Below are 13,547 nucleotides of genomic sequence, written 5' to 3'. Positions count from 1 at the left end.
TACTATTCTTAAAAGATGGCAGGGTTCGGCAGATTCACCCCGGGGGGCCTCTTCATCCTTGGGAGCGAGGGGTCACACCCACGGGAGGAGAATTAAAATGAACAAAAAAAAGATTTTTGCCTATCAATTCTTTTTTGTTAATTTCTCGAGAGGGAAGTAACTGCGAATGCTGCGGTTGTGCGGGAGAGCAGGACATTTTCGCCGTTCTCCATCCGGACTTCCCCTTCGCAGAACGCCACACGGCGCCCTTTCTTGAGAACCGTTCCCTCCGCAACAATGACACCGCTCCGGGTTCCCTTGACAAAACTCGTTGACTCCGAGATGGTGGCAATACCCTCATCCGGTGCGAGCAGGGGGTAAAGAGCCAGGACCATTGCCTCATCCGCAAGCGCAACGAGGAGGCCCCCCTGGAGCCAGCCAACCCCGTTCTGCATGTCGGGCCGGACCGGCATTTTCAGCACAGATTTTCCCGGCCCGGATGTAACAATCTCAATTCCCATACAACAAAAAAAAGGATTGGCGGATCTTCCGTCTTTTCTGATATTGTCCAGATAACTCATAATTTCCTAATCTGTTTCTTAAAATGAGAGGGGATTAAGATTGTTGTTTTTCATGCCGGAACTATCCTGCATTCGTTCTCATTTCTCTAAAAAAAGTGCAGGAGGGGATGAGGCTCTGCTTACTACACGGCGGGAACCATGCTGCCCGGGAACGGGTAGTACTTGTCGATAATGGTGTACTGGCTGCCCGAGGTCATGGTAACGGAAACAATAACACGATCGCTGCCGGTTGTACCCATCAGCGTAATGCTGGTCCCCATCACCGGGTCTTCCCGCGACGCGGTCTCCACAACCCCGTCCGACCGGATGACCGTAACGTCCATCCGGGTGGTCATGCCAAGACCCTTCCCGCCGTTATAGGTGACCGTGAGTGTCGGATCCGTAGAGACAACGTTCCGGTTCACCGTCACACTCACGGATTCATAATCGGGTACCGTCTGGACCGGTCCGGGGGTAGCAGGGTGCGGCAGTGCGGTCGGCGGGGGCAGTGCAGCCGGGGTCTGCTGGGTTGCCGGCGCAGGAGAAGGTACATTTGCAGGATTGGAGGTACAGCCGCACACAAGGATACAGGCCAGGATTACAACAAGGATGAGCAGGATCTGTTTCATGCCAGTATGTCAGACTGATGCCAGAATAAACCTTCTCCACCCCAAATCAGCATTATCGCTTTTACCTCCCCACACTTAATATCCCAAAACGGGCGACAATCCTTATGCAGGATAACGAGACCAAAGAGATGCTGGCGGACCTTGTCTGGCTCAACGCGATCATAGCAACCGAGCTCATCCAGATAACCGAGAACACCTCCTCCATACTCCGGAAAACCGCCCCCCCGGCCAGCTGCCTTGCCGAGCACCACGAACTCCGGAAGACCGCTCTTGCCATGGCAGAGAAGTACCGTCCCGGAAGCGTTCTGGCCCGGCACCTGGGTGAACACCAGTAACGTTATTTTGAAACTCGGCAAACTATACTGGAGATATGTGCCACGTGCGCGTAAGGAGCCCGCACGGTTTTTTGAGCTGCCGGCATCTGAACCGCACGTGGGACAACAGAACTGCAATACACCAAAAAGAATATGCCCGCCATGACACCTTCCCCCGAGATCCCGTACAGTCTCGTTATCCCCGCGTATAATGAAGAGAAACGGATAACCCGGCTCTTCGAAGCAATACCCGGGTTTAACGGGGAGCTCATCGTTGTCTGTGACGGGACGGACCGGACCGCTGACGTTGTCGAATCCATAGCCGGCAAGCGCACTGACCTTAACATCCGCTGCCTCCGCTTCGACCACCGGCTCGGAAAGGGCGGTGGGGTGCTTGCCGGCCTTTCCGCGGCAACGGCTCCCAGGGTTGGGTACTTTGATGCCGACGGTTCAACAAGCATTAAGGAGATGCTGCGCCTCTTTGCCATGCTCGATTCTGCTGAGGCAGCCATTGGTTCGCGCTGGGTACCGGGCTCGAACCTCGTGATCCGGCAGGGACTCCTGCGGAGGCTCGAGAGCCGGGTCTTCAACCTGCTCATCCGGGTTCTCTTCGGCCTCTCGTTCCATGACACGCAGTGCGGGGCAAAAGTCTTCCGCAGGTCAGCCATCGGGCCCCTGCTGCCCCGGATGAAATCCCGGGGATTCGAGTTCGATGTCGAACTCCTCTGGAGAATCCATAATGCCGGCTGCACGATTGCCGAAGTCCCCATCGAATGGCAGAACATGGGGGATTCCCGGGTCCAGAAGCGGGACATGATCCGGATGCTCCGCGGCCTGTTTGCCATCCGGTTCAATCCTGACTGACATGAGTGAACTGCAAAACGACAGAAAGAAAGAGGCGTTCCGGCTCTTCGAGAGCGGGCAGTACCAGGAATCGCTTCTTCTCTGCACAGCACTGCTCGACGGGGAAAAGGATCCGGCCATCGAGATTTTAGCCGCGACAAATCTTTACAACGCCGGCAGGCTCGAAGACGCAGAGGTCTTTTTCCGCGACCTTGCACGGAAGATGCCCGAGTCCTCGTACGTTCACAGTTACCTGGCAAAAGTGCTGGAAGCCCGGGGGGATGAAGGGGCTATTGCCGAGTACTCAACCGCGGTCCACCTCGACCCCTCCAACCAGGATGCCCTGCGGAGTTATGCCGAATACTTGATCGCTCACCGGGATTACCGGGGAGCCTTGCCGGTCCTGCGCCGGCTTCTGCAGGCAGGAACTACCCAGGCCGACCGGAAAAACCTGATGCGGGCGCTCATCGAGACCGGTGAGCCCGGAGAAGCCCTTGCCACCCACGCAGCCCAGAACGATCCGGACCTGTCCCATGAATACCTGGATGCGTTAGTCCGGTCGGGAAACTACCGGGAAGCCTTCGAGTCCGGCCTCCGGCTGTACCGCGAGACGGGGGATTTGGAGATCCGGAGAACCTACCTGGAGGCACTATCCCGGTACGACCTGCCCGCTGCCCTCGACATGTACGCCGGTTATCTCGCAGACGCGAAAGACCCGCCTCATGCCGGGACCATCTGCGATTATATCCTCCTCCTCAAAACGGAGAGCCGGTTCAGTGAGGCGCTTGCCCTCACAAGAAACCTCCTCTCCTCCGATCGCGGGCTTGCAGCCGGCCGGCTGCTCGAATGCGAGATCCTTGCAGAACTTAACGATACACCGCGGGCGCTCGCAGCGTACGAAAACCTTGTCCGGGACGAACTGGCAGCAGGAAACGACCCCGGCGCCAGCTCCCGCATCATCTGCCGGTACCGCAGGTTTCTCAAAGAGGCCCTTTCTCCGGAAGACGCCCGGCAGCGGTTCCTCGATCTCGTCTCAAAGGATGTCAGCGTTGCAGGTCTTCTTGAAACCGCACGCTTCTTTGAAGACCTGAAAAACGAGGATGAGGCCCGCTCGTGGTACTACCGGGCGTACCGGGCGGATTTCCTTGCCGGGGGTCCTGCCTATGCCCGCTTCCTCTCGGCCCACGGGGATGACCGCGAATGCGAGAAAGTGATGCTCTATATCCTCGGAAATGTCAGGAAAGGATCCGATCTCATCCGCACAGCAGCAGTGATCGTTGACGAAGACTGCAGGATGTACCGTTACCGGCGTCTGATGGAACAGCTGATCCAGAAGTTGTCCGACCGGCGCACCACCCTCGATTCGGAAGGGCTGGAACTCTTATCCATTGCCTTTTTCATCATGGCCACCAATGCTCTGGAAGAAGCAGATTATGCGGGGTGCAAGTACTGCTGCCTCTGCGGGATGGATGTCATGCCCCACCATTCCCGCACCATCCAGCTCGAGGATTATCTCCGGCTGATCCGGACGTGCAAGGAACAGTCCGTTGCCGACCGCCCGATCATGCATTCCGCTCTCGCTAAGAAACGGACACAGAAGATCCCGCAGGCCCAGGTCATCACCGACCAGCTGGGGCTTTCGGAGCAGGAGCAGAAGATAGTTGCGTTCCTCCGCTCGCACCGGAAGGCAAGCGAGATGGACCTGCGCACCCTGCTTGGCACGAGGCGTGTGGTTGGCGTGGTCAACCGGATCATCCAGAGGGCAGCTGCCGAGGGCTTGTCACTGATAGAGAAGAAAGGTGTTGGGGAGGACGGGGAGATCTATGAATATACCGGAACCTGAACGGATGGACCGGCGAAGGATGGAGAGCATCAACATCATCAATGCACTCCGGCGCGGGACGGTGCCTGCCGGCGGCCTTGAACGGATAGCGGTAGGGCTTGACGTTGAGGAAGGCGTTATTGCAAAACAGCTCGATTACGTTGCCGAGGGCGGGGGCGATACCAAGTTCATCCGGGGCGAGTACGGGAGTGGCAAGACGTTCCTTGTTGCCCGGGCCCTTGAGATCGCACGGGCGCGGGGCTTTGTCACGTCCCACGTGGTTATCTCCTCATCCACCCCACTCCACCGGCTCAAGGGGATCTACCAGCAGGTCTGCGCAAACTTACGAACAAATGAAGAGGAGCATGCCCTCAAGACGATCGTGGACAACTGGCTCTTTGCCATCGAGGAGAGAATTCTTGCGGTTACGCCGGGGGATGGATCCGATGCAGCACTCGAAGCCGCTACCGAACGGGAGATCGAGGCCGCACTCTCCGCCATCTCCGAGATGAACTCCTCGCTTGCCGCGGCTCTCCGCACCTATTACCGGTCCAACAATAACGGTGATTTCCACCTTGCCCAGGCCGCGCTCGGGTGGCTCTCGGCCGAACCGAATATCGGCCGTGATTTCAAACAGAAAGCGGCGATACGGGGCGACATTGACGATACCATCGCGTTCATCTTCCTGCGGGGGTTAGTCTCGGTCATCCACGGTGCAGGATACCGGGGGCTTGCCCTTGCGGTCGACGAGATGGAGACCACGCAGGGGCTCCAGCGGGCCCAGCGCGAGAAGGGCTACCAGACACTTGTCCAGATCATCGATGCGCTGGACCGGGGCGAGATGCCGCGCTGCTACTTCCTCTTCACGGGAACACCCGCCCTGTACGACGGCTCAAGGGGGATCCGGTCCGTCCCGCCGCTCTACGACCGGATCAGCGTAGTCCAGGATGATAATTTCCGGAACCCGCGCCAGCCCCAGATCATCTTATCGAAGTTCGATACCGGGAAACTGGAGCTCGTTGCCCTCAAGGTGATGGACGTGTACGCCCAGGCCTATTCCGAGCCGGACCGGGAGCGCGTCTCCCACCGCTTCATCCGGGCAATGATCCGTAAGATCACCTCCCGCTTCGGGGGCAGGGTGGATATCATCCCGAGGATCTTCCTAAAAGAGTTCACGGATATCCTCGACAAATGCGAACTCTACGAGGACTACAATCCCGCAAATGCCTATGATTTCGATGCCGATCACCTCAAAGGAGAGCTCACAAAAGAAGAAGAGGCGGTTATGGTGGTCCGGTTCTGATCGGTCCATGATACCCTTTTAGCCCCGTAACGCACAATTTACTAAGATATGAGACGGGTGTGTCTGGCGATCCTTGCATGTGCCCTTTTAGGCATCTGTTTTCCCGTGTCGGGGGCCGTGAACCTGACCATCGCAGCCACCCCGGCCGGGCCGCATATCGGGGACGTGATAGCCCTTAACGGGACCGTGTCCGGTCTCAGCACCATTGCCGTATTTCTCTTTGTCACGGGACCCGGTCTTGACCCGCGGGGCACGACCCTGGACAACCTCAATATCCCCACCGGGAGGGGGCTTGTTACTACCGCACCGGTGCATATGAGCAACGGGACGTGGACCTATTCCTGGGACACGTCAGTTATCCTTGGAACGCTCAGGCCCGGGAATTACACGATCCACGTGGTCACTATGCCGGTCGACGGCCTGCACTTCAACCGTGGCGAACACGCTGCTACCACCATTGCATTCCAGCCGCCGAAAATCCCCGTTACCGAATCCCCGGAATCCCCGGTCCTGCCGGTCGCTGCCCTCGGAATAGCCGGGACATTGTGCTGTACGGTACGGATGATGAGGAAATAAACCGGCTCGTTTGGAATTACCGTGTTTCCGGGCGGTTTTTTTTAAGGATGCTCCATAGGAAGCTGCTGGCAAATCCCGCGTTTTGCAGGTCCGGCATATTTACCCACGGTCAAACACCACACATACAGGCACCCATCAGGTACCGGTCCTGCACCAGGCCGGATTTATGGCCGGAGTGAGTGCACTGCCTGAAGCGGGGGGTCGGATGAGGAAAAATGGTTTTCATCCCAGGAGATAATAATACAAAAATCCTGTCGTAATATCTTCATCGCGCAATCACACAAAAATCGGTAATTGTACAAAAAACAGTGCCCGACCCCCCATTCACCCACACGGTTTTTTGGTAAAAATAACCATTTTCACATCGTAATATGTTGAAGTAGCAGGTTCCGTGTTGATGGGGGGTCGGATGGGGGAAAAGTGTATTTCCCCCAACAGAACCCGGGCATACCTTCCGCACCGTTGAGCTAACCCGGGCAATCCAATGAATAGATATACGAGCGATAAAACAGGATCTATCTAAAAAGAATATCTTGTTCAACAACGAACTAAAATAACGAGCCATAGAACCATGGGAAGCCCTTACCTGAGCAGCGGTGAATCCATAACGATGACAACCCACCGGGTTGGTGTCGATTCCGTTCCGTACGACGTGATGCTCACAACGCATCGCCTCACCCTTATTGACAGCAGGTATTCCCGGTTCGAGCCGCTGATGATCGCATTTGAAGATATCCTCACGGTGAAGAGCGGGACTGCTTCCAGCAGTGAGCCGGTCATCATCCTGACCTATACGGATGCCGATGATATCGGACGGGAGATGAACCTCATCTTCTTGCAGCAGCCCGGCGAGCACCGCAAGCGGGAGCGGGATATCTGGGTAAAGAAGCTCATGGAGTCGATCATTGCCGGGCGGGACGCACCCGGTCTGCCCGCAGAAAACCCGGCTGAAACGGACGGGATGCAACCCCTCGTCCGTCGCTGGGTTGCCCCGGAAGGGATCGCACTCCACACCCCGTACACGCTGAAAGAGACGGCACCTCCTGAGATCACGATCATTCCCGATGATGAGGGCATTCTCTTTGAACGCAAAGCACCCGGAGAGCCGGAAGAGGTTCCTGAAGATGTATATTCAGACCCGGTAGAGGATTACGTGGTGGCGGAGAACATCACCCCCGTCCCTCCCGCAGAAGCGAACATGGCAACTCCACACTATGATTACGGCGAACAGGACGAGGACGATACCCGCGTAACCACTCCCGCCCCGGTGCCGGACCAGGACGCGCTCCAGAAATTCCATACAATTGTCATACCATTTGTTCCTGTAAACGCACCGGTCACGGGTCTCACCTCACCAAAAGAAGAGGCCAAAAAAGAACCGGAGAGGATACCGGCGGCAACAATCCTTGCAGCTGCGCAATCCCTCGCGCCAAAGGAAGAAACCCGGGAAACGCAGGACGAAGTGGCTGTTCCACAGGCGCCGGAAGTTTCCGACACGTCACAAGAAGCCGTCACGGATGGCGGGAACCAGCCCGGAGCCGGGCCTGTTCCGGCACATGGGGACGGGCATCCGATCCCTGAACCGGTGGGTGAGATAGTATCAGGGAAAGAAAAGACTGCTCATCCGGCAATTGAAGAGACCTCCCTTACAGGAGAGCCTGAACCCGTCACGAATCCCTCCGGAAACCTTTCCGCTCACCAGCGGAAGGATTCGGAAACTGCACTCCACGCTGAACCAGGCACCGAAGTCGATCGGGTCTCAAAAGAGAGTACCGGCAGGGAACCGGTTGCACAACAGATTTCCCGCAAACCGGAAGCTCCCGAAAGGGGCAGCGGGGAACGAAGAACGGTTTCGATCATCCTTGGTATCGTGGCATTGCTGGCGATGGCGGGAGCAATTGTCCTAGTCGTCAGTTTCAATCCCCTGAATCTTGTGGGATCACCGGTCACACCAACCACCCCCGTATTGACGGTCCAGCCAACCACTACACCGGCAATGCTGTCCATCCCGGCCCAGGGTGCCGGGTTCCGGGTGATCTACACCGGGGAGTTTGCCGGTGAAGTAGGGAACCCGGGCCGGATGAAAGTCGTATCCGGGAAGGGGGACTCGTTCTTCCCCGTCCAGTACAATGACGGGCTTGTCCAGGCATCCATCCAGAAGCAGGACAACACCGGTAATATCCTGACGGTTGAAGTCTACAACAACGGAAAAATGATCTATTCCCGGAGTGCCAATACCCCGATGGCACAACTCGATGTTCTGGTCGATGTCCGGACCGGTTCTGTTGCCGGCATGACACCCACAGCGGAAAACCCGAATCCCCAGAGTACACCGATGTATTTCTGATAGGGATACCCGAAGCCTCACCGGTTCAGGCCGTCGAGATCCGGAAGCCAGGGCTTGATGTCGATGACCGGCGTCCCGTCAAGGGCATCCAGGCCCCGGACCCGCAGGACGTTTCCTTCCCGCTCGATGAGGTCGACTACGGAGAACGCCACCGGGTTGGGGCGGTCCGGTGACCGGGTGGCAAACACCCCGTGTTCAGCAGATGTGCCGGGTGGCGTTGCACGGAGCACGGCCCGGTCTGCCCGGTCAAACCAGAGAAGGACTATCAGATGGCTTTTCTTCTCAACATCTGCAAGCCCGGGAAGGAACCGGTCCTTGATGATAATTTCTGATACCGTATCGGAGAGCCGGCCCTGCCGGGGTGCATCCTTGCGTTCCCTATAGGGAGATTTGACATAGCCGATGGGGACAAGTTCAATCGTCATGGGGTGCAGTCCTTTGGGGATATTCCCGGTCCGGTGTGATATGCTTTCCTTTCATGATCATTCCTGCATCAGCCAAGGATCCGGCGGACCATCGCTGCCGGCATGAACGATCGTTTCACGATCTCCTCTTCTGAGAGGCCGTCCTTGTTAAGCCTCCTGACCACTGCCTCCATGGGCTCGGCGATCTCGACAACGAACTGGTCCGGGTCATAGATCCGGAACACCCGCTGGCACCAGGGCTGCTCGCGGAGCTCGTGGATGATGAGGGTATCAAGACGCCTGACCGTCTCCCAGGCTTCGCTGATGTCGGAGGTCTCGAAATAAACTTCAACATCGTTTCCCTTCCGGATCTGCACCCCGGGCCCGTGGATAACGTTTATGGCATAGTCTCTCTGCCAGAGAGCAAGGCCGCCTGCAAACCCGACATTTATCCCGATATCCATCAGGATCTCCTGCTTTAAGAGGTTGCGGTAGAATTCCTTTGATTTTTCAACATCGTTCACGAGCAGGACAAATGAGGTGAGTCTGAATTCCGGTGGCATGCTTTTTCCAAAGGAAAGATTGTGAAGTTGAGAGAGATAAAGGGGGAGGGCTGGCATTTTTTTTATGTTCTCCGCGGTTTTCGGATATAACGCACCCGGTGATGATAGTTAATAAAGCACGAATTCCCATGATCGTACAGAGGATTCATCATGAGAACGATCTGCTCCTTCTGCAAAACGGTCATCAGTCCCGGGGCAGCCCCTGACGATCCGATCAGCCACGGGGTCTGCAAATCCTGTTATGAACGGATTCTTACCGAGCACAGGTTCAATACCAGAAAATACTTGGACCTGCTCGATGCCCCGGTCTTTCTTGTCGATGGCGATGCCAATGTCCTTGCAGCAAATTCCCTTGCCGTTGCATATGTGAAGGCACCGTTTGCTCAGGTCCGGGGAAGCCTTTGCGGGAAAGTCCTGGATTGTATCAATTCGTTCCTCCCCAAAGGATGCGGAAAGACGGATTCCTGCCCCGATTGTACTATCAGGAATGCGGTCACCGGGACGTACTCAACAGGTACGCCGGTCTCGGGGAGGCAGGCCGTACTCACCCGGGTAGTCCAGGGCAGGGAAGAGGATCTCCACGTGATCGTATCAACACGAAAGGACGGGGACATTGTCCTGCTCCGGCTGGAGCCGGCACCATCGGTTTAAAACCGGCCCGGTTTCACAGCGTCTCACTTTTCATCCCACAAGGGGGTGCACAGTTCGCGGAATTAAAACGCACTCCGGTTTACCACGCCGGAACTGGGTACTGATTGCAGAATTTCTGCCATATCCCATTGAACCGTACCTGACATTTCCGGAAGGAATGATAATTTGAAATAGATCATGCATGAAGTATGCTTGGTGAAAACCATGAAGATCAGTGCACGAAACCAGATCAAGGGAACGGTAAAGACCATGAAGAAGGGACCGGTCAGCACCGAGGTTGTCATCGCCATTCCCGGTGGAAACGAGATTGTCTCGTCCATCACAACCCATTCTGCAGAAAAGATGAACCTGCGGGAAGGCATGACGGTCTATGCCATCATGAAGGCTTCCGAAGTGATGGTAGGAACCGATTAATACTCCCTTTTTTAAACGCGATCCGGTTAAAACCGGGTCATGAGCAGGGCATCCAGGTATTCAGAGGGATACCCCCCTTTCGCCGGATCGGACCAGACATCGATCGTGTTGCTGCCGATGATGCCATGGATCTCAAGGATGCCATATTTGTGGATGATGTTGACCGGCCCGGCTGCCGTGTCCCGCACGAAGAGCTCCTCGTTTCCTAAAAAGGCTGCAACATCCTCTTTTGTCACCGGTCGGGAAAGCCGGTAAACATGACGTTCCCAGCCGGGGTAGGGAGAGACCGGATCAGATGAGCACGATGTCATGGGCGAACAATCCTCTGGGAAAAACAGCCGGCATCTTTGCAGAGCACCGGCCCGGATATACCATTCGTTTACGGGCAAAAATAAAAGATCTCTGGTAACATTGTTGGTAAAAACTAACGGACACCACCCCCGGAGGATCCGGATAATCCGGTTCGTGAAGGATTCGTTATGGCCCCGGCATCCCATGAGATGTGGGCACTGCAGGACACCCCGTCAAGGACAAACCCGGTGCCGCAGGGCCGGAGCTTGTGTGAAAAATATTCCTTCAGGACAGCTTCCTGCGGGCCGGTCGGGATGTCCAGGCGCTGGCAGTATTCCTGCACGGCCTCGCCAACATCCGGGTAAACGGTTTCTTTCTTTCTCTCTGTCGTCATATCGGCATAGATCCCCATCTCGTATAATGCCTGCCAGAGAATGTCGGCAAGGGGATCGCCAGGGTATTTTCTGCCGTACAAAAGGGGCCAGAGATCATAACTTACCCGGGCCCATGACGGGGGAGTGAGAAACCAGAAGAGGTGGACAAAACCCCGGCAGCAGGCCTGCATCGTTGTTATGGCGTTTCCGATATCCTCCATGGAGAGCGAATAGGAGGCCATCACGATGTCGAACGGGCCCCCCATCTTGCCGGGGATAACATCTTCCCACCGGGTGGGTATCACGGTGATCGCTCCTGCCCCGGATGAGGAAAGGTTCTTTTCCAGCTCCTCCCGCATGGCCCCTGAGGGTTCCACCACCGTGACGTCACAGCCCATTGCAGCCAGGGGAACCGCGTGGGTCCCGGTCCCTCCCCCGATATCAAGGACGCGGGCACCGGGGGGGATCTTCATGGCTTTGAACTGGGCGTCCACTTTCCCCGTCCAGGCCTGCCGGGTACGACTCTTTACATAGAGCTCGGTCACGTTCTTCCGGTTGCTCCAGTACTCACCCGCGCTCGCAACATACGGATCCGCGTCCCTCGCACGTTTCATCTGCTGCCACCGGTCCCGCCAGTACGTGGGGGACGATATATCCAGATCCCTGCAGGAATGAGATGAATCCGTCATCGTAAAAAGAACCCGTTACGGCGCAATTACCGAATAATACGAAGTCGCATGGCAGTTTTTGCACACCGCTTTCCCATCTACCAGGATGTGCCGGTTATCCATGACCTGCTCGCCGCAGATGCTGCATATTGCCTTTCCATGGGGAAATCCCGGGATGTCATCCTCGGGAACATCGATCTTCACGCGCTCGATCTTCAGGATCTCTTCTTCGGGGCACTCACCGAGAACCCTGATAACGTCTTTTTGATCGAGCTTGTCATGTTCCGCTCTCTTTTTCTCGTGGACCGAGACCCGTACTGCGTTCCGTGTCGCGAGATCGACAAAGGTTGCAGCAAATTTCCCAAAGTCCTTGTGCTTGAGGGAACGGTGTCCAAGCGAGCACCCGGTTATTGCCTGCACTGCATCAGAACCACAGCGATCGATCTCAATGTACACAATCAGGTTACGCGGTGGCACGAGCGGGTCCATACCCAGTTCCCGCATGCCGGCTATCGTCAGCCGGGTTCCAAGCACAATGCCCGGGCAGACATGCCCGTGGAACGTTTTTGCCTTGTTGAATAATATCTCGTATTCGCTCATTTTTTCACCAGATTTCAGGATTTTTTGTCACGGTTGTGGGTATCACTGATCTGTTGTCTTCCACCAGATATGCGCACTGCGTGTCCCGCACCCGAGGATAAAGCCATCCCCGTCCTGCCGCAGGACGGAATGGAAATAATTTCTGACGGTCTCTTCATGGGCAGGGGTCGTGCAGTTGAGTCGCTGCCGGAACTCTTCAACTGCCTCATCCACGGTCGCGTACCGTGAAAAGGAGACCTGCGATTCCGGCTGGATGGCTGCGTGGATTCCCATCTCGTACAGGATCTGCCAGAGCCAGTCCGCGGTAGGCTCTCCCGGGAAACACCCCCCGTGGAGGAGGGGCCAGAGATCCGCATTGACTTTTGCCCACGTGGGGGATGTCAGGAACCAGTACAGGTGTACGGTTCCTTTCGAGCAGGCATGCATCCGCCCGAGTGCCTCTTCCATGTCCATCATTGTCAAGGAGAACGAGGCAATGACCGCATCGAACGGGGCGCCGAGCTCTGCCGGCACCACATCCTCCCACCGCTTCGGGATTACGGTGATGTTCTTTATCCTCTCTTTTTTAATCCGTGCTTCCAGCATCTCCCGCATGACAGGGGAGGGTTCGACAACGGTCACATTGCAGCCCCTCTTTGAGAGCGGGATGGCATACGTTCCCGGCCCGGCGCCGATATCGAGAACACGGGAGCCATCCGGAATCTGCATCGCCGCGAGACGGGCCTCCGTGATCCCCTCATGGCCGGTATCCCTTTTTGCGTACACAGAATCAATCTTCTTTTTACTGCCCCAGAACTGGCGGGAGCTGCCGTAATTCGGGATGGCACAGTGTGCCAGTTTCAGCGCTCGCCACTTCTCGCGGAATGTGAGTGCGGGAGTGGAGTCGGGAGGTGTGTTCATATTATTAAATTTACTATTGTAAGATATCAACAATTTGTTTTTAATTGATGACATTTCTTGAAACGGGGAATGGTCAAACGATTAATATCAACATATTTCGAGGATGGCACCGTGAAGTCAGTCAAGAAGGGCCCGGTCAGTACCGAAGTCGTGATCACCATAGCCGGGGGCAGTGAGATGGTATCCTACATTTCGCAGGACTCCCTAACGAAATAATAATTTCTAAAAGCGGGACCCATGATGTTGAGGATGTCCAGAGTTTCGTCCTCCAGATTCACGATAAACCGTTTGCTTTGAGAATTCACGGAT

General features: G+C 56.1%; 17 protein-coding genes. 9 read left to right on the top strand and 8 right to left on the bottom strand.

The features are described 5' to 3' along the window. Positions 1-137: 137 nt before the first annotated feature. Together WC598_RS12465 and WC598_RS12460 are read right to left on the bottom strand one after the other, a co-directional pair. Positions 138-500 (bottom strand): PaaI family thioesterase, encoded by a 363-nt coding sequence (locus WC598_RS12465; protein WP_372961831.1) that lies wholly within the window; start codon positions 498-500, stop codon positions 138-140. 182 nt (positions 501-682) lie between these two features. Next, entirely contained in the window at positions 683-1,168 is a 486-nt protein-coding gene (locus WC598_RS12460) for a hypothetical protein (protein WP_372961830.1), read from the bottom strand. A 104-nt stretch (positions 1,169-1,272) separates the two neighbouring features. Here WC598_RS12460 and WC598_RS12455 point away from each other — a divergent pair, with 104 nt between their 5' ends. The 6 genes from WC598_RS12455 to WC598_RS12430 all read left to right on the top strand — a co-directional run bounded on the left by WC598_RS12455 (position 1,273) and on the right by WC598_RS12430 (position 8,373). Then, entirely contained in the window at positions 1,273-1,503 is a 231-nt protein-coding gene (locus tag WC598_RS12455; RefSeq protein ID WP_372961829.1) for a hypothetical protein, read from the top strand. Between the two features lie 141 nt (positions 1,504-1,644). Then, entirely contained in the window at positions 1,645-2,346 is a 702-nt protein-coding gene (locus WC598_RS12450; protein ID WP_372961828.1) for a dolichyl-phosphate beta-glucosyltransferase, read from the top strand. A gap of 1 nt (position 2,347) precedes the next feature. Beyond that, on the top strand, positions 2,348-4,168 hold the full coding sequence (locus WC598_RS12445; protein ID WP_372961827.1) for a tetratricopeptide repeat protein: 1,821 nt from the start codon (positions 2,348-2,350) through the stop codon (positions 4,166-4,168). Beyond that, on the top strand, positions 4,149-5,450 hold the full coding sequence (brxD, locus tag WC598_RS12440; protein WP_372961826.1) for a BREX system ATP-binding protein BrxD: 1,302 nt from the start codon (positions 4,149-4,151) through the stop codon (positions 5,448-5,450). The genes WC598_RS12445 and brxD overlap by 20 nt, the downstream gene beginning before the upstream one ends. A 48-nt stretch (positions 5,451-5,498) precedes the next feature. After that, positions 5,499-6,026 (top strand): hypothetical protein, encoded by a 528-nt coding sequence (locus WC598_RS12435; protein ID WP_372961825.1) that lies wholly within the window; start codon positions 5,499-5,501, stop codon positions 6,024-6,026. Between the two features lie 571 nt (positions 6,027-6,597). Further along, positions 6,598-8,373, top strand: coding sequence for a hypothetical protein (locus WC598_RS12430; RefSeq protein WP_372961824.1), 1,776 nt, complete (start codon positions 6,598-6,600; stop codon positions 8,371-8,373). Positions 8,374-8,390: 17 nt separating this feature from the next. Here the strand turns inward: WC598_RS12430 and tsaA are convergent, their stop codons facing one another. Together tsaA and WC598_RS12420 are read right to left on the bottom strand one after the other, a co-directional pair. Continuing rightward, positions 8,391-8,798, bottom strand: a complete 408-nt coding sequence (gene tsaA, locus WC598_RS12425; RefSeq protein WP_372961823.1) for a tRNA (N6-threonylcarbamoyladenosine(37)-N6)-methyltransferase TrmO — start codon at positions 8,796-8,798, stop codon at positions 8,391-8,393. A 68-nt stretch (positions 8,799-8,866) separates the two neighbouring features. Next, on the bottom strand, positions 8,867-9,340 hold the full coding sequence (locus tag WC598_RS12420) for a VOC family protein (RefSeq protein WP_372961822.1): 474 nt from the start codon (positions 9,338-9,340) through the stop codon (positions 8,867-8,869). A 150-nt stretch (positions 9,341-9,490) separates the two neighbouring features. On the opposite strand from WC598_RS12420, the gene WC598_RS12415 reads away from it, so the two are divergent. After that, positions 9,491-9,991 (top strand): hypothetical protein, encoded by a 501-nt coding sequence (locus WC598_RS12415; protein ID WP_372961821.1) that lies wholly within the window; start codon positions 9,491-9,493, stop codon positions 9,989-9,991. A gap of 204 nt (positions 9,992-10,195) precedes the next feature. Continuing rightward, positions 10,196-10,405, top strand: a complete 210-nt coding sequence (locus tag WC598_RS12410; protein WP_372961820.1) for a molybdopterin-binding protein — start codon at positions 10,196-10,198, stop codon at positions 10,403-10,405. 26 nt (positions 10,406-10,431) lie between these two features. Here the strand turns inward: WC598_RS12410 and WC598_RS12405 are convergent, their stop codons facing one another. The 4 genes from WC598_RS12405 to WC598_RS12390 form a co-directional block, all read right to left on the bottom strand. Further along, positions 10,432-10,716 carry a hypothetical protein gene (locus WC598_RS12405; RefSeq protein ID WP_372961819.1) on the bottom strand — a complete coding sequence of 95 codons (285 nt, stop codon included), beginning with the start codon at positions 10,714-10,716 and terminating at the stop codon, positions 10,432-10,434. Positions 10,717-10,829: 113 nt separating this feature from the next. Continuing rightward, complete coding sequence (locus WC598_RS12400) at positions 10,830-11,759, bottom strand: class I SAM-dependent methyltransferase (RefSeq protein ID WP_372961818.1); 930 nt, start codon at positions 11,757-11,759, stop codon at positions 10,830-10,832. A gap of 15 nt (positions 11,760-11,774) precedes the next feature. Further along, positions 11,775-12,338 (bottom strand): FmdE family protein, encoded by a 564-nt coding sequence (locus tag WC598_RS12395; RefSeq protein ID WP_372961817.1) that lies wholly within the window; start codon positions 12,336-12,338, stop codon positions 11,775-11,777. A gap of 42 nt (positions 12,339-12,380) precedes the next feature. Further along, entirely contained in the window at positions 12,381-13,238 is an 858-nt protein-coding gene (locus tag WC598_RS12390; RefSeq protein WP_372961816.1) for a class I SAM-dependent methyltransferase, read from the bottom strand. A gap of 69 nt (positions 13,239-13,307) precedes the next feature. Here WC598_RS12390 and WC598_RS12385 point away from each other — a divergent pair, with 69 nt between their 5' ends. Then, on the top strand, positions 13,308-13,454 hold the full coding sequence (locus tag WC598_RS12385) for a hypothetical protein (RefSeq protein WP_372961815.1): 147 nt from the start codon (positions 13,308-13,310) through the stop codon (positions 13,452-13,454). Positions 13,455-13,547 lie beyond the last annotated feature (93 nt).

The sequence above is a fragment of the Methanoregula sp. genome, assembly GCF_041645475.1.
GTDB lineage: Archaea > Halobacteriota > Methanomicrobia > Methanomicrobiales > Methanospirillaceae > Methanoregula.
The sequence above is the reverse complement of the archived record's forward strand: the minus strand, read 5'-3'. Positions and strand labels throughout refer to the sequence as shown.

Bases quoted from the DNA above. Each gene is read 5' to 3' on its own strand.
- brxD (WP_372961826.1), top strand. From the start codon at position 4,149: ATGAATATACCGGAACCTGAACGGATGGACCGGCGAAGGATGGAGAGC.
- WC598_RS12455 (WP_372961829.1), top strand. From the start codon at position 1,273: ATGCAGGATAACGAGACCAAAGAGATGCTGGCGGACCTTGTCTGGCTC.
- WC598_RS12405 (WP_372961819.1), bottom strand. From the start codon at position 10,716: ATGACATCGTGCTCATCTGATCCGGTCTCTCCCTACCCCGGCTGGGAA.
- WC598_RS12445 (WP_372961827.1), top strand. From the start codon at position 2,348: ATGAGTGAACTGCAAAACGACAGAAAGAAAGAGGCGTTCCGGCTCTTC.
- WC598_RS12430 (WP_372961824.1), top strand. From the start codon at position 6,598: ATGGGAAGCCCTTACCTGAGCAGCGGTGAATCCATAACGATGACAACC.
- WC598_RS12415 (WP_372961821.1), top strand. From the start codon at position 9,491: ATGAGAACGATCTGCTCCTTCTGCAAAACGGTCATCAGTCCCGGGGCA.
- WC598_RS12465 (WP_372961831.1), bottom strand. From the start codon at position 500: ATGGGAATTGAGATTGTTACATCCGGGCCGGGAAAATCTGTGCTGAAA.
- WC598_RS12410 (WP_372961820.1), top strand. From the start codon at position 10,196: ATGAAGATCAGTGCACGAAACCAGATCAAGGGAACGGTAAAGACCATG.
- WC598_RS12385 (WP_372961815.1), top strand. From the start codon at position 13,308: ATGGTCAAACGATTAATATCAACATATTTCGAGGATGGCACCGTGAAG.
- WC598_RS12390 (WP_372961816.1), bottom strand. From the start codon at position 13,238: ATGAACACACCTCCCGACTCCACTCCCGCACTCACATTCCGCGAGAAG.
- WC598_RS12435 (WP_372961825.1), top strand. From the start codon at position 5,499: ATGAGACGGGTGTGTCTGGCGATCCTTGCATGTGCCCTTTTAGGCATC.
- tsaA (WP_372961823.1), bottom strand. From the start codon at position 8,798: ATGACGATTGAACTTGTCCCCATCGGCTATGTCAAATCTCCCTATAGG.
- WC598_RS12450 (WP_372961828.1), top strand. From the start codon at position 1,645: ATGACACCTTCCCCCGAGATCCCGTACAGTCTCGTTATCCCCGCGTAT.
- WC598_RS12460 (WP_372961830.1), bottom strand. From the start codon at position 1,168: ATGAAACAGATCCTGCTCATCCTTGTTGTAATCCTGGCCTGTATCCTT.
- WC598_RS12420 (WP_372961822.1), bottom strand. From the start codon at position 9,340: ATGCCACCGGAATTCAGACTCACCTCATTTGTCCTGCTCGTGAACGAT.
- WC598_RS12400 (WP_372961818.1), bottom strand. From the start codon at position 11,759: ATGACGGATTCATCTCATTCCTGCAGGGATCTGGATATATCGTCCCCC.
- WC598_RS12395 (WP_372961817.1), bottom strand. From the start codon at position 12,338: ATGAGCGAATACGAGATATTATTCAACAAGGCAAAAACGTTCCACGGG.